At 39.3% G+C, this 26,176-nt stretch carries 19 protein-coding genes; 14 read left to right on the forward strand and 5 right to left on the reverse strand.

What is annotated here, in order from left to right; all coding sequences use genetic code 11:
- Nucleotides 1-14: 14 nt before the first annotated feature.
- On the reverse strand, nt 15-2,681 hold the full coding sequence (locus tag JG479_RS03895; protein ID WP_024596082.1) for an ATP-binding protein: 2,667 nt from the start codon (nt 2,679-2,681) through the stop codon (nt 15-17).
- A gap of 485 nt (nt 2,682-3,166) precedes the next feature.
- Nucleotides 3,167-3,817 (reverse strand): TetR/AcrR family transcriptional regulator, encoded by a 651-nt coding sequence (locus tag JG479_RS03900; protein ID WP_200220007.1) that lies wholly within the window; start codon nt 3,815-3,817, stop codon nt 3,167-3,169.
- Nucleotides 3,818-4,065: 248 nt separating this feature from the next.
- On the opposite strand from JG479_RS03900, the gene JG479_RS03905 reads away from it, so the two are divergent.
- The 7 genes from JG479_RS03905 (at nt 4,066) to JG479_RS03935 (ending at nt 13,760) form a co-directional block, all read left to right on the forward strand.
- A complete protein-coding gene (locus JG479_RS03905; protein ID WP_200220008.1) occupies nt 4,066-5,577 on the forward strand; it encodes an efflux transporter outer membrane subunit in 1,512 nt (503 codons plus the stop codon).
- The gene (locus tag JG479_RS03910) at nt 5,577-7,121 is read left to right on the forward strand and encodes an MFS transporter (RefSeq protein WP_200220009.1); all 1,545 of its coding nucleotides are present in this window, start codon (nt 5,577-5,579) and stop codon (nt 7,119-7,121) included. Before JG479_RS03905 ends, JG479_RS03910 begins: the two co-directional genes overlap by 1 nt.
- Before the next feature lie 29 nt (nt 7,122-7,150).
- A complete protein-coding gene (locus JG479_RS03915; RefSeq protein WP_182753899.1) occupies nt 7,151-8,185 on the forward strand; it encodes an HlyD family secretion protein in 1,035 nt (344 codons plus the stop codon).
- 292 nt (nt 8,186-8,477) lie between these two features.
- Entirely contained in the window at nt 8,478-10,067 is a 1,590-nt protein-coding gene (gene prfC / locus JG479_RS03920; protein ID WP_200220010.1) for a peptide chain release factor 3, read from the forward strand.
- 60 nt (nt 10,068-10,127) lie between these two features.
- Nucleotides 10,128-11,870 (forward strand): arginine--tRNA ligase, encoded by a 1,743-nt coding sequence (gene argS, locus JG479_RS03925; protein ID WP_024596080.1) that lies wholly within the window; start codon nt 10,128-10,130, stop codon nt 11,868-11,870.
- Between the two features lie 462 nt (nt 11,871-12,332).
- Nucleotides 12,333-12,971: a pyridoxamine 5'-phosphate oxidase gene (gene pdxH / locus JG479_RS03930; protein WP_002958774.1), complete on the forward strand. Its 639-nt coding sequence runs from the start codon at nt 12,333-12,335 to the stop codon at nt 12,969-12,971.
- A gap of 21 nt (nt 12,972-12,992) precedes the next feature.
- A complete protein-coding gene (locus tag JG479_RS03935; RefSeq protein WP_200220011.1) occupies nt 12,993-13,760 on the forward strand; it encodes a TatD family hydrolase in 768 nt (255 codons plus the stop codon).
- Here JG479_RS03935 and JG479_RS03940 read toward each other — a convergent pair.
- On the reverse strand, nt 13,727-14,347 hold the full coding sequence (locus JG479_RS03940) for an AhpA/YtjB family protein (protein ID WP_002958772.1): 621 nt from the start codon (nt 14,345-14,347) through the stop codon (nt 13,727-13,729). The two genes, JG479_RS03935 and JG479_RS03940, sit on opposite strands and share 34 nt — an antisense overlap.
- Nucleotides 14,348-14,499: 152 nt before the next feature.
- Here JG479_RS03940 and serB point away from each other — a divergent pair, with 152 nt between their 5' ends.
- Complete coding sequence (gene serB / locus JG479_RS03945) at nt 14,500-15,528, forward strand: phosphoserine phosphatase SerB (protein ID WP_200220012.1); 1,029 nt, start codon at nt 14,500-14,502, stop codon at nt 15,526-15,528.
- 20 nt (nt 15,529-15,548) lie between these two features.
- Here the strand turns inward: serB and JG479_RS03950 are convergent, their stop codons facing one another.
- Entirely contained in the window at nt 15,549-18,026 is a 2,478-nt protein-coding gene (locus JG479_RS03950; RefSeq protein WP_138488642.1) for a PilZ domain-containing protein, read from the reverse strand.
- Nucleotides 18,027-18,389: 363 nt separating this feature from the next.
- On the opposite strand from JG479_RS03950, the gene radA reads away from it, so the two are divergent.
- A complete protein-coding gene (gene radA / locus JG479_RS03955; protein WP_200220013.1) occupies nt 18,390-19,775 on the forward strand; it encodes a DNA repair protein RadA in 1,386 nt (461 codons plus the stop codon).
- A gap of 75 nt (nt 19,776-19,850) precedes the next feature.
- Nucleotides 19,851-20,783, forward strand: coding sequence for a hypothetical protein (locus tag JG479_RS03960; protein WP_200220014.1), 933 nt, complete (start codon nt 19,851-19,853; stop codon nt 20,781-20,783).
- A 53-nt stretch (nt 20,784-20,836) separates the two neighbouring features.
- Here the strand turns inward: JG479_RS03960 and argE are convergent, their stop codons facing one another.
- The gene (gene argE, locus JG479_RS03965; protein WP_039484904.1) at nt 20,837-21,985 is read right to left on the reverse strand and encodes an acetylornithine deacetylase; all 1,149 of its coding nucleotides are present in this window, start codon (nt 21,983-21,985) and stop codon (nt 20,837-20,839) included.
- A 224-nt stretch (nt 21,986-22,209) separates the two neighbouring features.
- Here argE and argC point away from each other — a divergent pair, with 224 nt between their 5' ends.
- The 4 genes from argC to JG479_RS03985 are packed head-to-tail and all read left to right on the forward strand — an operon-like array spanning nt 22,210 to nt 26,127.
- Nucleotides 22,210-23,220 (forward strand): N-acetyl-gamma-glutamyl-phosphate reductase, encoded by a 1,011-nt coding sequence (gene argC, locus JG479_RS03970; protein WP_200220015.1) that lies wholly within the window; start codon nt 22,210-22,212, stop codon nt 23,218-23,220.
- Nucleotides 23,221-23,988 carry an acetylglutamate kinase gene (gene argB, locus JG479_RS03975; RefSeq protein WP_200220016.1) on the forward strand — a complete coding sequence of 256 codons (768 nt, stop codon included), beginning with the start codon at nt 23,221-23,223 and terminating at the stop codon, nt 23,986-23,988.
- A gap of 7 nt (nt 23,989-23,995) precedes the next feature.
- Nucleotides 23,996-24,928 carry an ornithine carbamoyltransferase gene (locus JG479_RS03980; RefSeq protein ID WP_002958764.1) on the forward strand — a complete coding sequence of 311 codons (933 nt, stop codon included), beginning with the start codon at nt 23,996-23,998 and terminating at the stop codon, nt 24,926-24,928.
- Nucleotides 24,925-26,127 (forward strand): argininosuccinate synthase, encoded by a 1,203-nt coding sequence (locus JG479_RS03985; RefSeq protein ID WP_007377844.1) that lies wholly within the window; start codon nt 24,925-24,927, stop codon nt 26,125-26,127. Before JG479_RS03980 ends, JG479_RS03985 begins: the two co-directional genes overlap by 4 nt.
- Nucleotides 26,128-26,176 lie beyond the last annotated feature (49 nt).

The following is a 26,176-nucleotide window of genomic DNA, read 5'->3' on the forward strand; positions in this document are numbered from 1 at the left end:
TTGTAAGTTTTCTTTTAGGTTACTTTGCCACTAATTGCTTGCTCAATGGCTGCTATTAATTTATTTACTAGCTCGTCTCTTGGCACTTTATTGTTACTTTTTAAATTTTCTTCAAGTGCCGCAGCGCTGTGATAAATTTCATCAAAATTAAAGCACCCAGAACTACCTTTAATACTGTGCGCTATACTTCTTAATGCTTCCCAGTCATTACAATGTTGCAGAGTTTTAACTTCTTCTAAATAAGTAGGTAAGTTGGCTAAATAGTTATCAGTAATTTGCTGAAACTTTTCGCTTTTTAATAAGCTGTCCCACTTATTTTGATTATCCTTTTCAAGATGTAGGTAGCTTACGAGTACATTTTCCAGAGCATCTTTATCAATGGGTTTAGCGAGTGCTTTGTTGCAGCCAGCTTCTAGGTAAGTACCTATGTCGTGGTTCATTACATTAGCAGTAAGGGCAATAATAGGGCCATCGTATGCTGCATGACGAAGCATTTTAGTCGCTTCTAATCCGCCCATTACAGGCATTTGCATATCCATTATAATAAGCTGATAGTCATTAACGAGTGCCATTTCTACAGCTTGTGCGCCATTACTAGCAATATCGGGTTCAAGGCCCCAAGTTTGCAGTAATAATTTAATTAATAGTTGGTTATCAGGGTTATCCTCAGCGACTAAAATATTAGCCTCAAAGTTATTGGTCGCAAACGATAAGAGAGGGTCTTTCTCTGGTATTAACTGGCTTTCTTGCGTTAAAAACTCAAGCATGGGTTGATCATCAGATAACTGACACGACACCCTAATTGTAAAGCGGCTACCAACGCCAACTTCACTTTCAAGCGTTACATCGCCACCAAGTAACAGTGCTAAATTTTTAGAAATACACAACCCAAGGCCTGTACCACCAAAACGACGTGTGGTTGTGGCATCGGCTTGCTCAAACGGTTTAAACACACGCTCTATTTGATGCTCAGACATACCAATGCCGGTATCTTTAATTACAAATTCTAGCTTTTGACTTGCTTGTAAATAATGCACGCAAATAGACACACTGCCATTTTCGGTAAATTTAACAGCGTTATTTGCAATATTTATAAGTATTTGTTTTAAGCGGGTCACATCACTATAAATGGTGCGAGGTAGCGGCAGTTGGTAATCAATATTAAGGGTTAATTGTTTTTCTTGTGCCAGTGGTTGAATAATCGATTCAATGTCATGCACAAGCTGCACTACGTTTAACGCAGACAAATCGACAGCTAGCTTTTCAGCTTCAATTTTAGATAAGTCGAGTATGTTATTTATTAACTCTAGTAAGTGTTTTGAATTACGTAAAATAGTGCTTAGATGTTGTTTGTCGTTGGCTACTTTGTCGTTGTGGAGTAATTGCTCTGTAAAGCCCATAATAGCCGTAAGTGGCGTTCGTATTTCGTGACTCATATTAGCTAAAAAACGACTTTTAAGCTGATTAGCTTGCTCGGCTTGGCCAATTGCAAGCTCTAGTTGGCTGTTCATGGCTTCAAGTGCTTTAGTACGACTTTCTACTTTATCTTCAAGGTGGTGTTTATATTCTTCAAGCTGCTGCTGGTAGTGTCTAATTTGATTAACCATGTGGTTAAAGTCGTTAAACAAAACACCCACTTCGTCATTTGTATGAGCTGGTAAGTGCACCGACAAATCGCCATCACCAACACGGTGGCTTGCAGCACCTAATAATTCAATTGGGTTAAGTAATAAATTACGTACCACTATAAAAATTAATATTGGCAGGGTGATTATCGAAATAATAACAATTAAGCCTGTTATTAAGCTTATGGCTTTACCTGATTGATAAAGCACACCTTTGGGAATGGTTGAAACGTAATAATATCCACCGGGCATTTGTACGGCAAAAATCATTCGCTCTATTTTATCTATGCTTGAGAGTTCAATGGTAGAAAGCATGCCTATATCGGCAAGATCGTGTACTTGGTTAAGTTCATATTCGCTTATGTATTGGCCGCGCATGTTGTAGTCGGAGCTAAATAAAATTTTCCCGTCTTTGGTCAACATTAAATTAAGTGTGTTGTTATATGGCGCTTCTAAAATACTGGAGTTGAGTATTGAAGGCTCTATATGTATTACAATAAAACCAAGCTGCTGTGGACGTTTCAAGTAGTAATCAACGCTGTCAATTCGTTGAATGAAATATAAGCTCGTGGTGCCATCGTCCTTTTGAATCATAAATTGCTGTGTACTTAAATTACTTTGCAATACTCGATTAAAAAATGGATAGCTTTTAGGCGCTGTTGTTAGGTTATTAGAGTAGTAGGCATCACTTTTCCCACTTGCTGAAACTAAATTAATGCTAATTATATCTGGATAAGCTTCGCTGTAACTGGCAAATACATCCATAAGCGCGCCAAGTTTTCGGGTGTAATTACCGTTGGCGCTAATATCGTTTGCTAAAAAGTCACTAAGTACTGGCGAATTTGAAAGTAGTTTTGCAGTAGAGTGAAAAGAGTCGATATAGTTGAATATTTTTTGCTGTTGTTGCTCAACAAAACGGCTCATTATTAAATCAGCTTGTTTTTGTGTTGAATTAGTGACATTGGTGAGCGTAAAGCCACCTAAAAATAGCAGTGGTAGAATAACAAGAGGTGTTATATACCATAATAATCTTATACTTAACTTACTGGTTTTCATGACCAAACGACTTATCCTCCATGCAATCTGCCAATAATATGCGTTACGACCTGATTACACAAGCTTATAGCGGTCTTGGTGGCTAAATTACAATCATTAGTTGCATGATCTTTAGCTCTTTTTTTTATGTTTAAGTTATTTAAATTTAACAAATTACACTGAATAATATCAATTCAGTGTTTAAAAAACTTACATAGTTTTACATTTTTTAAAGTTACGAATTTATTGCCAAATTGGGAAGCATCTTTTGTAGAGCGAAATTTGCACACAAAACACTCCACATGCTTTTATATTTTTGCCAAGCTGCTCTCCATAGTCGATTTACTGCCACGAGTTTATATATTGATGCATAGGTGAAATAAGGCTGTGAGGCTGAGAAGGCATAGCAAGGTTTAATACGATGATTTTGAGTGTTTGTTTAAAACGAACACGTGTAAGAAATACGCATTCGTAATAATGTTATTACCTATTAAATAATTACATATTTAACAGCCGTATGAGCGTACTAAAAAGTCGATGGTTATTTCAACCCATCGATCAATCGCATCTTTAGTTATTGGTTTATCCGGATGAGTTAGATATAACAAATGCAGTTCGCTGCGCATTAACGCAACAAATACATCGGTAGCTTCTTCAATGCTAATAGTTTCAAAGTTAAGCTCGTTTGAAGCGACTGCATCTGTTAAGTACTTAGAAACTTTACCTTTAACTACAAGCGGACCTGAGTTGTAAAACATATGACCAAGAGCAGGAAAGCGGGGAGCTTCAGCTATTACGACGCGGTATAGCGCCATTGCAGATTCCGCCAAGGCGACTTGTAAGTAGGCATACCCTAAGTGGCGTAAGTTTTCAGTTAAGTTGCCCGGTTTAAAAGTAATATTATGAATTGAAGCCGTAAATACTTCGCATTCACTTTTTATGACTGCTAAAAATAATGTTTCTTTATTTGCAAAGTGAGCGTAAACCGTCGATTTTGATACCCCTGCTTCACGTTGGATCATATCAGTAGTTGCACCGTTAAACCCATGAGTTAAAAATATTTTACGAGCTGCTTGTAATACTGTCCTTGCTTTTGCGCCAAGCTCTAGCTCACTAGGAGGCGTAGTGCTTTGGGAATTAGTAAGCTCTTTTGTCATTACATTTCACCTTGACATGATATTAAATTACGAATAGCATACCAAACCGAGCGGTACAGTTCAATTTAAGCTTTGAGTTTTCTGTAACTAGTCCACTTCAGTAACGCTAATATAACTTAGCTAATTGTTTCTAAAATACATTCATGATTGTGAGCTTGCTAATATTGATTTGTTGAATTTTTCTGTTAATAAGTCAAACCGAGCGGTACAGTACATGTTTGTTGCATTGTTAAATTTGGGATATCGAAATGGCAATTCTGCGTTTTAATAAAAGGCTTTTTAACTATTCACGGCACACAGCCATAGCACTTACGTCAATTGCTATTTTATCGGGGTGTGTTGTAGGTCCTACATTTGAAGAGCCTAATGCAAACATAAATAACACGGTTGTAACGCCTACAGCCGACTTTGGCCAAGGCGAGCAAAGCAACAAAGCTGAATTAGTATGGAACTGGTGGACTATATTAAACGACCCTATTTTAACTGAATTAGAGCAAAAAGCGCAGCTGGGTAATCTTGACTTACAAATGGCTTCAAGTCGAATTGCACAAAGTCGAGCTGCGTTGGGTATAGCATCATCAGAGCGTTTGCCAAACGTATCTGCTGGATTTGATTACAAACGTGAAGGTCTTAGCGAAAACGGTAAATTTGTCGCACTTGGTGCGCCACCAGATGCTGATAACTTTTGGCAGCTAGGGTTTGATGCCAGTTGGGAGCTGGATTTATGGGGTCGTAATAAACGAATAGAAGAGGGCGCAATCGCTATGTTGCAAGCGTCATTATTTGAACGTGAAGCTGTGCGGGTCAGCCTCGCGGGCGAAGTTGCTAAAACCTACTTGTTGCTGCGAAGTGCACAAACACAATTAGAAATCACACATGAAAACAAAAGCATTGCAGAGCGTGTATTAACCCTTGTGCAAAGTCGTGAAAGAAATGGCGTAAGCACGCGCTTTGAAACTATTAGCGCCCAGGCAGAACTCGCAACAATTAATGCGGGATTACCAGAGGTAACACAGCGTCGTAATGCTTTAATGAATGCACTTGCATTATTAATTGGGGAGCAACCGCGTGCATTAAATGCTTTATTAGCAGCACGTATACCACAGCCACATATTCCTACTGGCATACCTAAGGTGATCCCATCTGAATTTGTAAAACGTCGCCCAGATATTTTACAAGCTCAGGCAAATTTACACAGTGCCGTAGCCGCTATTGGTGCAGCACAAGCAGATTTTTACCCGCGTATTACGTTAACGGGTACATTAGGTGTTGAAGGTTATGCGCAGCACGATTTATCAACGTGGGACTCACGCGTATTTTCTGTTGGGCCCAATGTATATTTGCCTATTTTTCAAGGTGGACGCTTAAAGTCACAACTTAAATTAACAAAAGAACGCGAGAAAAATGCGGCATTAAATTATCGCCAAACAGTACTCAAAGCATGGCATGAAGTAGATAACGCAGTAGATGGCTGGGCGGCACAGCAAAACCACCACGATAAAGTAGAAATAGCATATAACTTTAATAAAAAAGCACTACATAGCGTTGAGCGAGCTTACCAGCAAGGTGCTGCAGATTATCTTAGTGTACTCACTGCACAGCGCCACTTACTGGCAAGCCAAACTAATTTAAACAATAGCGCCACTAATGCATCACTTGCGGTGGTTAGCTTATATAAATCACTAGGTGGAGGCTGGAATCCTGATGTTTTGCCTAAAAAAACATCAGCGAGAAATGAAATAGTTGCGGAGGGGGAGTAATGAATGCAGCCACAATTAATGTGCCCATACAAAACGCGGATCCCATTGTAAGACCCGCAGGACCTTCTAAACAAGCAATTGCCGGGCTCTTAGGTATTTTTATTGCGGCAATGATGGCTGGTTTAAATAATCGTGTCGGTTCTTTAGGTCTTGTTGATATTCGTGGCGTGTTGGGCGCAAGCCTTGATGATGCATCGTGGCTATCGAGCGCTTACACCGTAGGAGAATTAATAGCAATGCCGTTTGCTTCATGGTTTGCTATTACGTTATCGGTTAGGCGTTTTCATATTAGTATGGTGACAGTATGTGGTTTTATAGCCGCAATATTGCCGTTTATTCACAACTTAGATTTACTGATCGCTTTACGCTTTATCCAAGGTGTAAGCAGTGGCGCGTTAATCCCTATTTTAATGATGGCCGCACTTAAGTTTCTACCTCCTCATATTCGTTTACATGGTTTAGCTTTATATGCAATGACTGCTACATTTGCACCTAATTTAGCTATTTGGTTAAGTGGCCAATGGGTTGATGGGTTATCTGATTGGCGCTTAATTTACTGGCAAGTTATTCCATTGTGTCTTGTAGCCGGCTCTCTAACAGCATGGGGCTTACCAAAAGAAGGTGTTAAGTATGCTCGCTTTAAAGAAGGTAACTGGTTAGGTCTAATATGCGGGGTTTCATCACTTGCGTTAATTGCTACAGCTCTCGATCAAGGAGTTCGGCTTGACTGGTTTAATTCATCACTTATTACCGTATGCTTTAGTGCTGGAATTGTTTTGTTTGGATGTTATTTGTTTACGGAGTGGCATCATAAAACCCCATTTATGAAGCCTCAGCTAATCGGTAAACGTAATTTAGGTATTGGCGCGGTGATACTAACGTTATTGTTGGTGGTTTTTATGTCGGGTTCAATGCTTCCTTCAGTTCATTTAACAAATTTACATAACTATCGAGCATTACAGTTAGCGCCTATTGGGTTGCTTATTGCTTTACCGCAGTTAGTGCTGGGATCTGTTGTTGCACTTTTTTTATATAAAAAATGGGTTGATGCACGATTTGTTATGGCAATAGGCCTGTTCTTAATTTCTCTTGCTTGTTTTAGTGGTACTCAAATAACGCCGCAATGGCATGGCGATCAATTTTTAACAGCCCAGTTATTGCAGGCATTTGGCCAGCCAATGGCCGTTGTCCCTATATTATTCTTAATGACTAGCGTGTTAGACCCAAGTGAGGGCCCGTACTTTTCGGGAACTATAAATACCTTACGTGTTTTTGGATCGCTAATTGGTGGTGCAGTTGTTGGACAGTTGATCGTTGTTCGAAGTCGTTTTCATAACGAAATGTTATTAGATCATGCTTCACTAGCTGGTAACTCTCTACCACAAAGCGCAACACCTACGGAGCTTGGTAGTGTTATTGCTCAGCAGTCTTTAGTTTTATCTATTGCTGATGCGTATTTAGTGTTGGGAATTATAGCCCTTGTCTTAATTCCGTTGGCACTGTGCATGGACTTTGTACCTGCACCGAATCTAAATAAATCTTAAACCTTATTTTTAAAATTGAGTAATAAATTATGGCATTATCAAAAGCAGTTAAATTTACCGTGGTAGCAACCTTATTTGCTGTTGTTGCAGGTAGTATTGTTTATTTAAATACACCAGAGTCATCGGCTTCAACGCAAACAACAGATGACGCATATATACAAGCCGACTTTACGTTTGTATCGCCTAAAATATCAGGTGTCATAAATGAGGTATTAATTAAAGATAATCAGCGTGTAGAAAAAGGCGATGTGTTAGCAACGATTGATGACCGCGATTATGTAGTTGCTATTGACGCAGCTAAAGCACGGGTTAATAGTGCACAGGCAAATATTAAAAGCCTAAAAGCAAAAATTATTTATCAGGAGTCTGTAATATTACAAGCAGAGGCCGGTATTGAAGCTGAAAAAGCAGGGCTTGAATTAGCAAATGTAAATCTAACTCGATACAGTAATTTAGCGTCTGATGGCTCGGGCACTGTTCAAGCGCTTCAAGAAGCACAAGCAAAGCTAGCAATTCAAAAGGCTAACTTACATAAAAAAGAAGCAGCACTAGTTGCAGCAAAGCAGCAAACAGCTATTTTAAATGCTGATCAAGATAAAGCAAAAGCATTATTAGCTCAGTCAAATGCCTCATTAGAAGAAGCATTATTAAAGCTCTCTTACACAAAAATTAAAGCACCTGTTAGCGGTATTGTTGGTCAAAAGGCTGTGCGTGTAGGTGGCTTTGTAAGCCCAGGTAAGCCACTTCTCGTTATTGTGCCACTGGATAAAGTGTTTATAAGTGCAAATTATAGAGAAACACAACTAGCTAATGTAAAAGTTGGTCAACAGGTTGAAATTAAAGTTGATGCATTGCCAGGCGTGACATTAAAAGGACACGTTGACAGTCTAAGTCCAGCAAGTGGTGTAAGTTACTCCACTATTGGTGCACATAATGCAACAGGCAACTTTACTAAAATAGCGCAGCGCCTACCGGTAAAGATTAGTTTAGATGCTAAGCAGCCTTTACTTAGTCAACTACGTGTTGGAATGTCGGTTGTACCTACTATTGATGTTGTTAAGTAACTACTCATTTTTATTTAAGCGATCTACGAGCAAATTGTAGGTCGTTTAAATATCGCTTGCTGTACACATTTATTTTAAAGCTAAGATATTTTTAAGTAGATAGCACACTTTTATACCGACTCCTGTTACAATTGCCATTATTAAAAAATCAACTATTGACGCTTTATTATCAGCTGTTTGCAACGTGAAAATCAGCGAGAATAGTAGTTAATTACGATCAACATAACGGGTTTACTCGCAGACGCTTATTAAAATGCATTCAACCCCGCATATAAACTAAAAGAATTTATCAATGGCAGACCAGACTATTATCAATGAAATCAGCAAGCGAAGGACCTTTGCTATCATCTCTCACCCGGATGCTGGTAAAACAACGATTACCGAAAAAGTATTGTTATTCGGACAAGCTATTCAAAGAGCTGGTACTGTAAAAGGTCGCGGCTCTAACCAGCATGCTAAATCTGACTGGATGGAAATGGAAAAAGAGCGTGGTATATCAGTTACTACGTCTGTAATGCAATTTCCATATAACGACGCACTTGTTAATTTACTTGATACGCCAGGACACGAAGACTTCTCTGAAGATACGTACCGTACATTAACGGCAGTAGATTCGTGCTTAATGGTTATTGATGCAGCTAAAGGTGTAGAAGACCGTACCCGTAAGCTAATGGAAGTTACACGCCTGCGTACCACACCTATTGTTACGTTTATGAACAAATGTGACCGTGATATTCGCGACCCAATGGAAGTGCTGGACGAAGTTGAAACCGAGCTAAATATTGCCTGTGCACCCATTACTTGGCCAATTGGTTGTGGTAAAGAGTTCAAAGGTGTTTATCACATTCATAATGATGAAGCTGTTTTATATAAAACGGGCCAAGGTCATAAAATTCAAGATGTTCGCACAATTAAAGGCCTTGATAATCCAGAGTTAGATATTGCCATTGGTGAAGACTTAGCTGCGCAGTTACGTGATGAGCTTGAGCTTGTTATTGGTGCATCAAACGAATTTGATTTAGATCTGTTTTTAGCCGGTGAGCTTTCGCCAGTTTATTACGGTACCGCACTTGGTAACTTTGGTGTTGATCACGTGTTAGATGGTTTAACTAAGTGGGCGCCAACGCCATTACCACGTGAAACCGAAGACAGACTAATTGTTGCAACTGAAGAAAACTTTACCGGGTTTGTATTTAAAATTCAGGCCAACATGGACCCTAAACACCGTGACCGTATTGCATTTATGCGTATTGTATCGGGTAAGTACAGCCAAGGCATGAAAATGAATCACGTGCGAATTGGCAAGCAAGTGAGCATTTCTGATGCGGTAACCTTTATGGCGGGCGATCGTGAACGTGCCGCAGATGCTTTCGCTGGCGACATTATTGGCTTGCATAACCACGGTACAATTCAAATTGGTGATACGTTCACGCAAGGCGAAAAACTTAAATTTAGTGGTATTCCTAACTTCGCCCCTGAACTATTTCGTCGTATTCGCCTTCGCGATCCGCTTAAGCAAAAGCAATTGCTAAAAGGTTTAGTACAGCTTTCTGAAGAAGGGGCTGTACAGGTATTTAGACCACTTATTAATAACGACTTAATAGTAGGCGCGGTAGGCGTACTTCAGTTTGATGTGGTTGTAGCGCGTTTAAAAGCAGAATATAACGTTGATGCTATTTATGAAGGCGTAAACGTGAATACGGCACGCTGGGTAAGCAGTAATGACGTTAAAAAGTTTGAAGAATTTAAACGTAAATGCGAAAGCAATTTAGCTCTCGATGGCGGTGATAACTTAACTTACATTGCACCGAGCCGTGTAAACCTTAACTTATCGGTAGAACGTTACCCAGAAGTAACGTTTAGCCATACACGCGAAAACTAGAGCTCATTTACAAGAATTAAAAGAAAACCTGCTTTGGCGGGTTTATAAAGGTAAAAAAATATGAATATTCGTACTATTTTAATTGAAAAAGCCATTGCAGCTATGGTCGGTGCAGGCTTACCTGAAGACACAAACCCGGCAGTAACGCAAAGCACGCGTCCACAATTTGGTGATTACCAAATTAATGCAGCCATGGGCGCAGCTAAAAAAATGAAAAGCAACCCGCGTGAGCTTGCACAAAAAATTATTGATAACCTTGATGTAAGCGATATTGCACAAAAGACTGAAATTGCAGGCCCAGGTTTTATTAATATCCATTTAAAGCCTGAGTTTTTAGCGCAAAGCGTTAAAGCGGCTAACAATGATGCAAAACTAGCTGTAAACGAGCACGCTAAGCCACAAAAAGTTGTTGTTGATTATTCATCACCAAACCTAGCTAAAGAAATGCACGTAGGCCATTTACGTTCAACTATTATTGGTGACTCAATTGTACGTGCGCTTGAATTTAGAGGCGATACGGTTGTGCGTCAAAATCACATGGGTGATTGGGGTACGCAATTTGGTATGTTAATCGCGCATTTAGAAGATCAAATTAGCCAAGGCGTTGACTTAGATACTGTTGCGCTTGCTGATTTAGAAACTTTTTACCGCGATGCTAAAAAACGCTTTGACGACGAAGAAGGCTTTGCAGATAAAGCACGTGACTACGTTGTTAAATTACAAGGCGGCGATGCGCATTGTGAAAAACTTTGGAAACTATTTATAGCCACCTCAGTTAAACACTCTGAAGAAGTATACAAGCGTTTGAATGTAACGCTTACTCAAGCCGATATTATGGCTGAAAGCGCATACAATGCAGAGCTTAACGATATTATTAGCCTACTTAAAGATAAAAACATTGCCGTGGAGTCGCAAGGCGCGCAAGTGGTGTTTTTAGATGAGCTAGCTAATAAAGATGGCGAGCCATCAGCGTTTATCGTACAAAAATCTGGCGGTGGTTTTTTATATGCAACAACAGACTTAGCGGCATGTGACTATCGTTCAAACAAATTAGGTGCTGATCGCATCTTAATTTTTGTAGATGCACGTCAAAATCTACACTTTAACCAAGTAGAGCTAACAGCGCGTAAAGCTGGTTTATTAAGAGACGAAACAAGTTACGAGTTTTGCCCGTTTGGCACCATGATGGGCGCCGATAATAAACCATTTAAAACACGTACTGGCGGCACAGTAAAACTTGCTGATTTATTAGAAGAATCAATTAACCGCGCAGCAGCAAAATTAGCTGAACGTGAGTCTGATTTAAGTGATAGCGATCGCAGCGAAATTGCACGTAAAGTAGGTATTGGCGCAGTTAAATATGCCGACCTTTCTAAGCACCGTACCAGTGATTACATTTTTAACTGGGACAGCATGCTAAGTTTTGAAGGCGCAACAGCTCCTTACTTACAATATGCTTATACACGTGTACGCAGTATTTTCCGCAAATCAGGCGTTGATGCTGCTACATTAAATTCAGACGTTGCAATTGTTGAGCCTCAAGAAAAAGCACTTGCACTTAAGCTACTACAGCTCGAAGAAGTACTTGATTTAATGATCAGCGAAGCAACACCGCACGTACTATGTGGTTACTTATACGAGCTTGCAAGCTTATACATGACATTTTACGAAGCTTGCCCAGTACTTAAAGAAGGCGTAGAGCCAAGCGTGCGCGATAGCCGTTTAGTGTTGTGTAATTTGGTTTCTAAAACACTAGAAACGGGATTGGATTTGCTAGGCATTGAAGTTATGGAGCAAATGTAATCACCGTCGTATTTTAACCTAATACTGCGTTATCCACCCCGACTTACCCTAATCACATACAAACCGTATGCTCATAGGGATAAGTCGGGTTGGATGCCTTGTCTTAGGCTAAACTACTTAGGTGAACCGTCTGCTGCGTGTAGTTCGCTTTAGCTGCGTTGGTAAAACTATTTAGCCTAAGTCACATACAAACCGTATGCTACTTGGCATAAATAGTTTTACCGCCTTGCTAGCACTCCTACACTTGCAGAGATGTGTAGTTTGCGTTGTAGGTTGGGTTGAGTGAAACGAAACCCAACGATACACCTGAGACTCTATGTTTACTGCTATCGAATACACTCGAGACTCGGTGCTATTTCTATCGTATACACCTGAATCTTAATATTTGTTATTACTCAATATCTATTGTTTTAAGCGCGCTACTCTAAGCTCTTTTCTAAGTCTTTATTTAAAGGATTTGTTATGAAACTCGAAGATATCCGCCGTGAATACCTGCAAGACGCGTTAAGCGAAGATAACTTGCAAGATGACCCATTCAAGCAGTTTGAAACATGGCTTGAGCATGCTGTAGCAAGCCAATTACCCGACCCAACAGCGATGGTTGTAGCAACTGTTGATGAAACCGGTCAGCCTTCACAGCGTATAGTGCTTTTAAAGCATCTGGATGATAACGGCTTTGTATTTTTTACCAATACAGGTTCGCGTAAAGCGCAGGAGCTTAAAGGCAATAACAAAATTTCCTTGCACTTTCCGTGGCATCACATGGAACGCCAAGTTATTGTTTATGGCGAGGCTAAACCATTACCAACTTCTGCTGTGGCAAAGTACTTTTTATCTCGTCCTAAAGAAAGCCAATTAGCAGCGTGGGCATCAGCGCAAAGTCGTCCGGTGTCATCACGTAAAGTACTAATGGAAACCTTTGCTAATATGAAAAATAAGTTTGCTAAAGGTGAAATTCCATTACCTGATTTTTGGGGCGGTTATTGTGTAGTGCCCACTAAAATTGAGTTTTGGCAAGGTGGGGCGCATCGTTTACATGATCGTTTTATGTATCAACGCCAAGCAGATAATAGCTGGCAAATTACACGCTTAAATCCTTAATAAATAGATGAGTAAGTAACCGTGCAATTTATTGACTCTCATTGCCACCTCGATTTTAGTGAGTTTGATTCAAGTCGTGAATCGCTCATAGGCGAGTGCGTCGCAAAGGGAGTTAATCAGTTTGTTGTACCGGGTATTACGCTTGCTCAATCGCATACTCTTATAGAGCTCAAAGCAACCTATCCAAGTATAAAAATAGCGGCAGGGCTACATCCTTACTTCTTAGAGCAACATAAAGAATCGCACATAGAAGCGTTATTTGACTTTGCAACTACAAATAAGCATCAGCTGGTGGCTATTGGTGAGTGTGGGCTTGATAGAAGCATTGAAAACCTCTCTAAACAAACTTATTTATTTGAACAGCAAATAAAGCTTTCTAATGAGCTAAGCTTACCGCTCATTGTACATCACAGGCAAAGCCATGATTTAATTGCGCAAGCGTTTAAACGTTGTAAGCCAAAAAATGGGGGAGTGATTCATGCATTTTCAGGTTCAATCCAACAAGCGAAGTACTATATCAAACAGGGCTTTAAGCTTGGCGTAGGCGGTGTTATTACCTATGAACGTGCAACTAAAACCCGTGCTGTTATTGCCGCTATTGAGCCCGAGTACTTAGTGCTTGAAACAGATTCACCTTCAATGCCGTTAAGTGGCTACCAAGGGGAGGTTAACACGCCATTACATATACCTGATGTGTTTGACGCGTTATGTAGTTTAAAGCCACATAATGAAAGAGAGACGCTTGCAAAGCAGCTTTATGATTCTTGTTCAGATGTTTTTTGCATATAGCGGTTTACCTGCCAACGTTTTAACCCTCGGCCTAACTGCCACGTAAATATACAAGCAATCACTAGCATTAGTAAAACCTGCCTGCCTAAGTCATGAAAATGATTATGGCTGTCGGATATTGCAGCGCGAGTTAAATAAGTAATAGATACAAAACCTATAGGGCGGTCATCATCGCTTATAACAGGTTCCATAAAAGGTGTTTTTAACTTACTTATTCCGGGGGTAGAATCAGAAAGTTGACCATAAACATGATGCGACTGCCAATTGTCGCTACTGGCTAATAAAATACCCTGTTGATCGTAAATAGTGGCCGAAAGCACGAACTCATCTTTACTTATATCGTTACAAATTGCATTGAGCTGGGGTTTGTTTTTTTCGATTAAAGGTGTTTTAACATTTAAAGCCATAAACTGAGTGAGGCTTTTTGCGGTGCTGTCGGCGCTATCGTACAGTAACTGGTGACTCTGAAAACTACTATTAACACCCACCCAGCTTAGTAATACAAAACAGCCAGCCGCAAGAATTAAGCGAACGAGTCGCTTTCTTTGGGATGCGCTTATAGGGTTTTTAATATGGTTATTTTTCATAGTCACCGTTTATGCTACTGACAGCATTTTGATTTGATGTTACAACTACACTAACTATAACCTTAAACCCCACCTGATGGCGAATTTAGTGTTGAGAATAGCAGTTTTGAGATGCCAACTATCAGGAAAATAAAAATAAACACGGAGATCCCATGTCGCAAATCAACATGGCACAGCAAGCTGCTGAGCAACCATTACAACACTTAACTCTAAATAAATGGTTTAGCTATAGTGGTGGTGTATCTACACCTCTCGATTATATTCCAAACAAAGCATTAGGGTTATTTAGCATCGCATTTGCAGGTGATTTTGCAGAAAAACACATTGCCAGTATTGTTGACTTTTTAGCGACACATAACCAAAAAGTCACCGCTATATGCCAATACCAACCTGATTTAGGGCTTGCACCAGCACTGTGTTTTTACGCGCAAAATGCAGATAAAACTATAAACCCGTTAGTACTACGAGAATTTTCAAACACGCTTGATTGTCAATTAGTGCAAGTTGCTACGCCGCCTAATTTATATGAGCCTGGTTTATTGGTTATGGATATGGATTCAACTGCAATAACTATTGAGTGCATAGACGAAATAGCACGCCTTGCGAACGTATACGATGAAGTTGCTTCTGTAACTGCACTTGCAATGGCGGGTAAACTTGATTTTAGTGAGAGTTTATATCAGCGTGTAGCTAAGCTTGAAGGTATTGAAAAAAGCTTAATTGAAGAACTGAAAAGTACATTACCATTGATGCCTGGTATTAAAATACTGTGCCAAATTTTAAAGCAACATAACTGGTATTTGGCGATTGCCTCAGGTGGTTTTGTGCCTTTTGCAGAGCGTGTACAAGAGCTGATTAATTTAGATGAAGTGCACGCTAATGTGCTCGAATTTGAAGACGACAAGCTAACAGGTAAAGTACTGGGTACGATTGTCGATGCGCAGCAAAAAGCGGTCGTATTAGAGGTGCTTCAGCAAAAGCTAGGGCTTAAAAAAGCACAAACTGTAGCTATTGGAGATGGCGCAAATGATTTAGTGATGATGGCAAAAGCAGGCCTAGGTGTGGCCGTGCATGGTAAGCCTAAAGTGGTTGAGCAAGCACAAGCGGCTATTTGTGAAGGGTCATTATTGCAATTGTTGTATATGTTGGCTATTCCGTTAGAAAAACAACCAACACTTTAAAATAAATTAAGTTAAACCGCTTAACGTAAGCGGTTTAACCAAATTAGCTTACGGCGGCTCATTTGTGCAACTTGCTCTTTTTTAAGTTCTAAATGGCTTAGCGCTTCTTCAGTTATATCTACTACATCACCCACACCAGCTACGGCCCATAAGGCTTCTTCTAAATCTTTAGCTTTGTGCATTGCGTACTGACTTACGTATTTTAGCTCATTAGAAAGATAATCAGTATCGGGGCGACCTGTGCGCGATATATACAAACGCATTACGAATATAAGTTGCGATGTAATGCCTTTACTAATTTGTTTATAAAAGCTTGAGTAGTCTTCACCTAAAGCGCATTGGCTAACAATAGCCTCTTCAATACTGCCTTTTCGAGGGTCGAAGTTAATAGCAAGTGTAAAAGCAAGTGGTGCATCTTGGCGGCTGCGATCTTTGATATTTGGTGTTATTACATTAATAATTTGCTCTTCAGTCAGAATGCTCGAAAAGTCAGTTTTGTTACTTAATAAACCAAAGTTTTGCAAAATTACGTGAATAGGGCTGGCGTATAACCCATATCCAATTGCGCCGGTTTTAAAGTGTGCAGCTTCTTTGTGTAAATATAGCGGAAATTGGCAAACGCTTTTTGTAACCATATTTCTAAGTGCGGTAGATAAGCCTTCTACTTTAGGTGCTTCTTCAGATACTTTAAGTTTGTCTTTATTACCTTCTATTAGCTGAGTGAAAAAGGTCACGCCAGCATGGGGTAAATCAGCAATACGATTTGCTTTTAGGTTAATAGTAGTAAATGACTTACTGATGGCCATTACTTCGTACTTTAGTTCACTAAGCTTATGCTTTTTAGTTATTTTTTGAAGTTCAGGGAATGCTAAAAGTACTATATCGCCTTTTTTAAATGTGGCAGGTTGTTCGCACTCTAACTGCAAACCCATTACCGAAAAGTCACGTGTATAGCCATTAAATACCTCATCATTAATAGTAACACTAACTGGTGTTTTATAAAGATAGCGCTTATGCGAGCGTAAATTTACGTATTCAAGTGGCACAATATCTAAGTAGGGTGGTGTTTTGTGTTTTGCGTGGCCAAAGTGCTTAAGCTGATTTACTAATGCTTTATCAAAAGTAAGTTGTTTATAATTTTCTTGCTCAGCTTTATTGCCAATATTTGTAAGTACAACAATATACTTAACATCTTTTATAAGGCCTTTTACACGAGGTGAAGGTGGCTTATTTAATTTTTCTATATTTTCACCGGCACTATTGGGTAGTGAAAGCGGTATAAAAGAATCATCTGGATGACTTGGCATTATTTGTATTTTAAAGCACTGCCAGCTCTCTTTTTGGCTACCAAAACCTAAAAATAGATCACGTAATTTAGGGTTGTTATTTAACTCTGTACGCGTCGCTGAGTAGTAATAAATTTTACCTGATGATATATGTGTAAATGTATAGAGGTAATCTTCTTTTACTGCGGTAATTTGAGTTAGTAATTGTGTAATACGCTGATGATTAAGAATATTGTACAAGCACGGTACTTTTTTTTCATCGGTAAAGTAGCGCTGAATAAAAATATTATTTTCAGTGGTAAGGCTGAGGCTTGGGTAATATTGCTCCTTTTTTTTACTTAAAAACACATATAATGACGTTACGCGAGGAATGTAGTACTGCTCATACCCCTTTGATACTACAGCATCGAGCGTATTATCTAGATTTACTTTATAACGACGCTTATTACCATGAATAAAACTTTCTAAAAAGTCATTAAAGGCATCGTTGTTTTCTATATAAGTGCGCTTTAAGCGGATGTGATTAAATTCACGAGAGATATTTTCTACTGCAACAACTTCGTATTGAATACCGTTTTTTAGGCCAAGTTCAAAGTCTTGCTCAAGGCCTACTAAGCGCATTGCGATGAGTTCGCCTTTTTTTATAGAGTAGCGCGTTGCAAGCTTAACTTTACAACCGCTTAAAGATATATCTGAGGTGCTAGCAGCAATGTTCTTTTTATCTTTGTAATCAATCGTTACTTTTATTGAGTAATTCATCCGTTCTTCACGGCGGCTCTCGTAAGAGGCAAACTTAATTACTTCAGTGTTTAAGTTATTTTCTAGCTCTTGTAACTCTGATTTTTCGGCTGCTTGTTTTTGTAATACGCGGTGGTTATTTTCTGTATTCATTACGGCTTCGTAAACAGCTAAGGTGTATTCACCATGTTGTTTAAGCGCTTTTTCAAACACTTCAATGGCTGTGTCATCCATAAAGTGTTGCTTGCCGTTATGCTCATATGGTTTTACTTGGCCTGTCACTAATCCACGAAGATCAACAAAACGTGCCACTGGCTGAGATAAACGCGACATTTCCATTTTCATTAAAAATTGCTCAGGTTTGGTTAACCCTGCGGTTTTTGATTTGAAAATTAGATCAAATTTAGCGTTGCCTAAATATGTTTTTAACTCATTCACGAGGTCTTCGTGTTTGAGCATTATGTCATCAGCCATTTATAAAACCATCACCGTCTAATTGAAAAAGTAGGTATACTGTTAAGTCCATTTATTAGAAGTTCAATAAACGTTAAATCGCTCTATGTTATTAATATAGGTACAATTATTTGAGTTACTACTGTTTAGCTCTTGTTATGTATGTGTTATTTGCCATTTTATTGGCAAGTTACTTTAAACTATTACAAAGCAAAAAGTATGCCCTAAATTATAGCTAAAAAGAAACACCATGTGTATTTATTGATTGTGACGCTAGATTTTTAAGCAGGCAAGAGTTTGTTGCTAAGTAAATGCCTGAAATGGCAAAATAAGCGCTTAATAGTAAGAATTTTTTTAATTAAAGAATAGTAGGTAAAGTTATCAATGGCTAAAGCGGCAAAAGTAGAATTTGTTTGTACCGAATGTGGCATGAACTATCAACGTTGGCAGGGTCAATGTCGCTGCGGTGCGTGGAACACATTAGCGGAATTTAAGCCTTCAGCAGGGCACAGTAAAAAAGCATCAATACGAGCGAACGTTGGTGGTTATGCTGGTGGTGTTGGTGGTGGCTCTAAAAAAATCAATGATATTGCTACATCAGAGGCTGAAAAGCAGCTAACTGAAATCGGCGAGCTTGATCGCGTACTAAGCGGCGGGGTGACTACTGGCTCTGTTAATATAATTTCGGGCGATCCGGGGGCGGGTAAGACAACTTTGCTATCTGACTTAGTGGCGAGAATGTCACAACGGATGCCGTCACTTTACTGTACGGCAGAAGAATCTTTATCGCAGTTTAAAAACAGGGTAAATCGTTTAAAGTTAAACTATAACCCGGACGAGCTTTATTTACTTTCTGAAACGAGCGTTGAAACCATCATCGAAGAGCTCGAGAGAAATAAAATTAAGTTTGCTGTTATTGACTCTATTCAAGCTGTTGTAACCGATACGGCAAATGGTAGCCCAGGTTCGCCTTCGCAAGTAAAAAGCGCCGCCCAAGCATTAACTCAGTACTGTAAGCAAAATGATGTAACCATGTTCATTATTGCTCACGTAAATAAAAATAACGAAATAGCAGGCCCTCAAACACTTGTACATATTGTTGATGCGCTTTTACACATAGATACCAACGATGGGCAAATACGAACCCTTAGGGCAAATAAAAACCGCTTTGGTGATATTGATACTGTTGGCATTTTTAAAATGTGTGAACGTGGAATGTTAAGCGTTGATAATCCAAGTGAAATATTTTTATCGGGTTCAACTACCGACTCACCTGGCTCTACTATTACCTGTATTCGTAAAGGGAATCGTAATTTATTGCTTGAGATTCAATGTTTAACTACCGAAACAGAAGCTGAATTTCCGCAGCGTGTTTGTGTTGGTTTAAATATGAATCGTATAAAAATGCTGACCGGTATATTACGTAAGCATACTAAAACTAAAATATTTCACGATACGTTTTTTAATATTGTGGGTGGTTTAAGAATTGATGAGACAGAAACCTGCATCGATTTAGCATTAGTAACCGCGTTACTTAGCAGTTTAAACGAATTTGTTGTACCTCGTACCACGTGTATTATGGGAGAACTTAGCTTAAACGGCGATGTACGCCCAATAGACAGTGGTGTACCGCGTGTTAAAGAGGCTGCACAACATGGTTTTACAGAAATATATATTCCATTTCGCAATTACCATAAATCGATGGAAGGGCTAGGCGCTAAAATTACCCCTGTAAAAACCGTACATGAGTTATTTAGTTTGATTAATTAACACTTATCGGTGATGTTCTTCAGTGTTACTCTTAAGTTGAGACACTTTATAGAAAGAATTAAATAAGGAAATGACATGAAAAAATTAGTTATAGTTGCAGCTCTTGTGGCCGCAGGCGTGGGTGGTGTTAGTTACGCAAACTACGTAGCAACTCAAGAAGTGCGTGCAGAAGTAGATAAGCAACTTGCTTTAGTAAGCGAGCAAACTGGCGCTACATTTAAATACGCTGGTTTATCGGCAAGTGTTATTTCAAAGAGTGTAGAAATAACAAACATGGAAGTAATAAGCCCTGAAGGTGACAATGTTGCTAATATTCAAAGCATTGAAATAACTGGTTACGAGCCGGATAAAATATCACCACATACATCATTTGATGTAAAAAGCTTTCAGTTTGATAAAAGCTTCGTATCAAAATTACCAGCTGATACAAACGAAATGTTAGCGTCGGCAAGTTACGACTTACATTCATCACTTGATTACGATGAAGAGTCTGGCAATAGTGATGTAGTAGTTAAGCTTGATGCAAAAGACATTGTTAGTTTTAATATGGATATGGGTTTAGCTAATTCAAAAGCGTTAATGGATGCTTCATTAGCTATTAGCAAGGCGCAGCAAGAAGCGGGTGATCAACCGCTGACGTATGAACAAGAATTACAGCAGCAAACACTTGTTATGCAAGCAATGAGTAAATTAGAGCCGCGTAATGTTAGCTTTGCCTTAAATAACCAAGGTAAATTAAAAGATTTACTATCAAGCGAGCTTGAAAAGCAAGGTATGACGCTTGAGCAAATGGGAATGACGCTAGAGCAACAGTTACAACAAGCTCCTGTAACTGAAGATATTGCAGAGGCTTTAACCAGCTTTGCGAAAGGTTTAAATTCATTCAGTGTGTCTGCAAAGCTACCTGAAGGTAAAACTATGATGGAAATTAACCAACAAGTTATGATGCTAGTAGGGCAACCTGAAGAACTAGTTAAGTTTATTAACTTAGAAGTTAAAGGTGATTAGGCCTTAGTTCTGTATTAATAAAGGCGCCAATTGGCGCCTTTATTGTAATCTTATTAGTTAAAGCAATTTGCTTTTATAAGATCAGTGATTATTTGTTGTGATGGTTTTATTTTTTCCATCGCTAAAAATTCATCAGGCTGGTGTGCTTGGTTAATTGAGCCTGGGCCCATTACAATCGTTTCACAACCGAGTTGCTGGATAAACGGCGCTTCAGTGCAGTAATTTACCGCGACCGCTTTTTGCCCCGCTATTTTTTCAGCCATTTTTACTAAAGCACTGTCGGTGCTCCCACTAAATGCCGGTATTGGTTCATGTAAATCAATAACGCTCACCGCATTTGGGTATTGCTGATTTATCTCTTTCGTTGCATCGAGTACTAATGCTTGTAGTTCTTGTACACTTAAACCTGGTAATGGGCGCATATCTATATGCATTTCACAGCAACCACAAATTCTATTCGCGTTATCGCCGCCATGAATATTACCTAAGTTTAATGTTGGATAAGGGATTTCGAAGTGGTTTATTGAATACTTATGCTTTAATTGTTCTTTTAAGATCATCAATTTTGTAATCACTTTATGCATTACTTCAATGGCGTTAAGACCACGTTCGGGATCGGAGCTATGCCCAGAGCGACCAACTACTCTTATTGCTGTACTCATATGGCCTTTGTGCATAAATACTGGCGTCATATCAGTAGGTTCGCCTATTATACAACGCGCAGGTTTTAAATTAGGGTGCTTACATATTTGTTGTGCACCAGCCATCGTTGTTTCTTCGTCGGCGGTGGCAAGGATTAAAATAGGCTGAGTTTGCTGCTTTTCATCAAGTTCACTAATCGCTTGTAATACAAAAGCAAAAAAGCCTTTCATATCAATACTTCCTAGCCCATACAATTTGTTATCGAGTTCGGTAAGTTTAAATGGATTATGGTTCCAACGACTGTCATCAAAAGGCACTGTGTCGGTATGACCAGCTAGCATTAATCCGCCATCACCTTCTCCGCGTTTTGCTAATAAATTATAGCGCCCTTTACCTCCTTCTAATTCTATAATTTCACACGTAAAACCGATTGTTTCGCACCAACTGGCTAGGAGTTCAATTACGTTTTTATTGCTCATACACAGGTTGTCTTCAATCGCACTAATAGAAGGGGCTGCAATCAATTGTTGGTACATGGAAATAAACGAAGGCAAAGGCATAAAAAAATCCAAAATTATTATTCAATTTAATTGCATAACAATATAAAAGTATTTATGATGAATATCAATTCACTTTTTAAGCATAAATATATTAAAAGTAACGCCATGAAAATAATGCGACGATAATCAAAATTCATTAATAAAAAAGACTTAATTAGCGTCTAAGCTAGTTTAAGCGAACATTATAGATAAGTAGTAATTAATTTTAAGATAACGAGTAACAAATGAATGTAGTGATTATTGGCGCAAGCGGATACAGCGGCGCAGAGTTAGCAAGTTTAGTTGCTAAGCATCCAAACTTAACTTTAACAGGCTGTTATGTATCTGAGGGTAGCTTAGATAAAAATAAATTGCTAAGTGATTTATACCCAGAGCACCTTGGCTTACTAGACTGCCCTTTACTTCCTCTTAGCGTATCAGCTTTTGATGACATTCAAAGTGATGCTGATTACGTATGCTTATGTACCGATCACAAAGTAAGTGTTGATTTAGCGCCGCAATTTTTAGCTATGGGTAAAAAGGTATTTGATTTATCTGGTGGCTATCGTTTAGCAAACAATGACGACTACGTTACTTACTATGGTTTTGAGCATCAACATCCAGAGCTTTTAAATGAAGCGGCTTACGGTCTAGCTGAGTGGAACCATGATGCTATCGCTAATGCAAAGCTAATTGCTGTTGCAGGTTGTTACCCAACAGCAGCGCTTAATGCGTTAAAACCGCTTAAGCAAGCAGGCTTATTGAGCAGCGAAAGTATTATTATTAATGCGGTTTCGGGCGTTACAGGCGCAGGGCGTAAAGCCAGTGTAGGAACGCATTTTTGTGAAGTGTCGCTTGCACCTTATGGTTTGTTTAACCATCGCCACGGCCCTGAAATTGAACAACACCTTGGCCACAAAGTGTTGTTTACACCGCACTTAGGTAATTTTCCGCGCGGTATTTTAGAAACTATTTATGTACAGCTTAAGCCAGACGTTACCAAGGAAAACGTTGCATCGGCTTATCAAGTACTTTCGAGCGAGCCATTAATTCGTTTATTAGGCGATAAAGTACCTTCAATTAAAGGTGTAGCTAAGCAGCCATTTGTTGATATTGGCTGGCAGCAACAAGGAACGCAGTTAATTGTGATGTCTGCTATTGATAACTTATTAAAAGGCGCTGCTGGACAAGCTTTGCAGTGTATTAATATTTCTATGAATTTAGATCATACCACTGGTTTAAAAGGAGCGTTTTAAATGAGTAAAAAAACGTGGGTAATTAAACTAGGTGGTGCAGTCCTTAATACAGAAAATGCAGCAAAAGCGTTGTTTGATGTATTAAGTGAGCAAACAAATGATGAATTTGTCATTGTACATGGCGGTGGCGCTTTAGTTGATACATGGTTAAAACAAGCGGGTTTTGCCAGTGCTAAACACCAAGGATTACGTATTAGCCCAGCAGAGCAAATGCCTTATATAGTGGGTGCACTCGCAGGTTGCGCTAATAAACAATTAATGACTCAAGCTATTAGTGCTGGGCACAAGCCTGTGGGCTTAAGCCTTTTTGAGGCAGGTGTTACTGCCACTCAAAAGCTAAAAGCGCTTTGCTTAGTGGGTAAATGTAAAAGCAACGACGATTCTATTGTTAATGATTTACTTAAAATCGGTCGCCTACCGATTGTTAGCTCTATAGGCTTTGATGAGCAAGGGCTTTGGTACAACGTAAATGCAGATGAAGCAGCAGCGGCTATTGCTAGTAACTTAAATGCTGAGCTTATTTTTATGACGGATGTTGAAGCAGTGCTTGACGAAAATAAACAGCCGTTACATCAACTTGACACAAAACACATTGATACTTTAATTACAAATGGAGTAATTGTGGGCGGGATGGAGGTCAAAGTTAAGACCAGCCTTCACGCTGCCCAACATTTACGACGCGGTGTGTATATTTCCAGCTGGCAAAAGCCAGAAAATTTAACTGCTCTGCTACAAGGCGAGCATGTCGGAACTAAGATTACACCATAGGTTTATTATGTTTGAGAATTTTTTAACGGGTTTAGAGTTAGACCAAGAAGGCGCACTTAATTTATTAAAGTTAGCGCAAGATATAAAAGCAAAACCAGAAAAATACAGCAACGTATTAGCGGGAAAATCAATCGTAACATTGTTTGAAAAACAAAGTTTACGTACTCGCTTATCGTTTGATATAGGTATTAACCGCCTTGGTGGCCATGCAGTTTATTTAGATCAGCAAAATGGCGCTATGGGGGCACGTGAATCAATTAAAGATTTCGCACTTAATATTTCTACTTGGGCTGATGGTATTGTTGCACGCGTAAATCAGCACAGCACATTAACTACATTAGGTGAATACGCATCAGTACCGGTAGTAAATAGTTTGTGTGATTTATACCACCCATGCCAAGCTCTTGCTGATTTTTTAACGCTTCAAGAAGTTCACGGCGATGTGAGCGAGCTTAAAGTGGCTTACTTAGGTGAGGGCAACAATGTAACTCATTCATTAATGCTTTTAGCGGCAACGCTTGGCACTGATTTTGTTGCTGTAACGCCAAAAGGCAGCTCGCCTGATTCGCAAATCCTTAAAAAGGCAGAGCAAATAGCGGCAATGAATGGCGCATCAGTGATGGTAAGTGACCGTGTTGAAGCGGCTGTGGGTGCAAACGTTGTATATGCAGATACTTGGGTATCAATGGGTGATACAACACCGCTTGAGCAAGTTAAAGAAAAATATATGCCTTATCAATTAAATCAGGCATTGCTAGATCAAACAGGTGCAACTACGGTATTACATTGCCAACCGGCACACCGTGAATTTGAAATTACCTCTGAGGTAATGGATGGTCCAGCATCGAAAATTATTCAACAAGCAGAGAATCGCATGCACGCGCAAAATGCTTTGCTAGTTACATTACTAAATCCAAATTTTGTTAAGGAACACCTATGAGTTCAATTAAAAAAGTCGTTTTAGCCTATTCAGGTGGTCTTGATACATCGGCTATCGTGCCATGGTTAAAAGAAAACTACGGTTGTGAAGTTGTTGCGTTTGTAGCGGATGTAGGCCAAGGCGCAGAAGAACTTGAAGGCGTAGAAGCTAAAGCAATCGCTTCAGGTGCTTCAGAATGTTACGTAGTTGATTTAAAAGATGAAATGGTAAGTGATTACATTTACCCAACACTTAAAACGGGCTCAATTTACGAAGGTACTTATTTACTAGGTACGTCTATGGCGCGTCCTATTATTGCTAAAGCACAAGTTGAAATTGCACGTAAAGTAGGTGCTGATGCACTTTCTCATGGTTGTACTGGTAAAGGTAATGACCAAGTTCGTTTTGAATCATGTTTTGCAGCCCTTGCTCCAGATTTAAAAGTAATTGCGCCATGGCGTGAGTGGGACTTATCGAGTCGTGAATCATTACTTGATTACTTAGCAGAGCGTGACATTCCGTGTTCAGCATCTGCTACAAAAATTTATAGCCGTGATGCTAACGCTTGGCATATTTCGCACGAAGGTGGTGAGCTTGAAGATCCATGGTGTCAACCAACTGAGCAAGTATGGACTTGGACTAACTCTCCAGAGCAAGCACCAGATAAATCAGAACTAGTAACTTTAAAAGTTGTTGAAGGCGAAGTGGTTGCTGTAAATGGCGAAGAACTTAAACCATATGACTGTTTAGTTAAATTAAACGATATTGCATCGCCTCATGGCGTTGGACGTGTTGATATTGTAGAAAACCGTTTAGTAGGTATGAAGTCACGCGGTTGTTATGAAACACCAGGTGGCACAGTAATTATGGCTGCGCTTCAAGCCATTGACGAGCTAGTGCTTGATAAAGCAAGCCGTAAATGGAAAGAAGTACTAGGTGGTGAATTTTCACATTTAGTGTACGACGGACGTTGGTTTACACCACTTAAAGATTCTATATTAGCCGGTGCAGAAGCACTTTCTAAAGTGGCAACAGGTGAAGTGGTACTTAAGCTATATAAAGGTCAAGTAACTGCGGTTCAAAAGCAATCACCAAATAGCTTATACAGCGAAGCATTTGCTACATTTGGCGAAGATGATGTATATGACCAGTCACACGCTGAAGGCTTTATTCGTTTATTCTCGCTTTCAAGCAGAATTTCAGCATTGGCTAAAAAGTAAATTATTTATAGCCCCTTATAAAAGGGGCACTACAGGGTTTGGAGAGATT

Source organism: Pseudoalteromonas sp. LC2018020214 (assembly GCF_016598755.1).
Taxonomy (GTDB): domain Bacteria; phylum Pseudomonadota; class Gammaproteobacteria; order Enterobacterales; family Alteromonadaceae; genus Pseudoalteromonas; species Pseudoalteromonas distincta.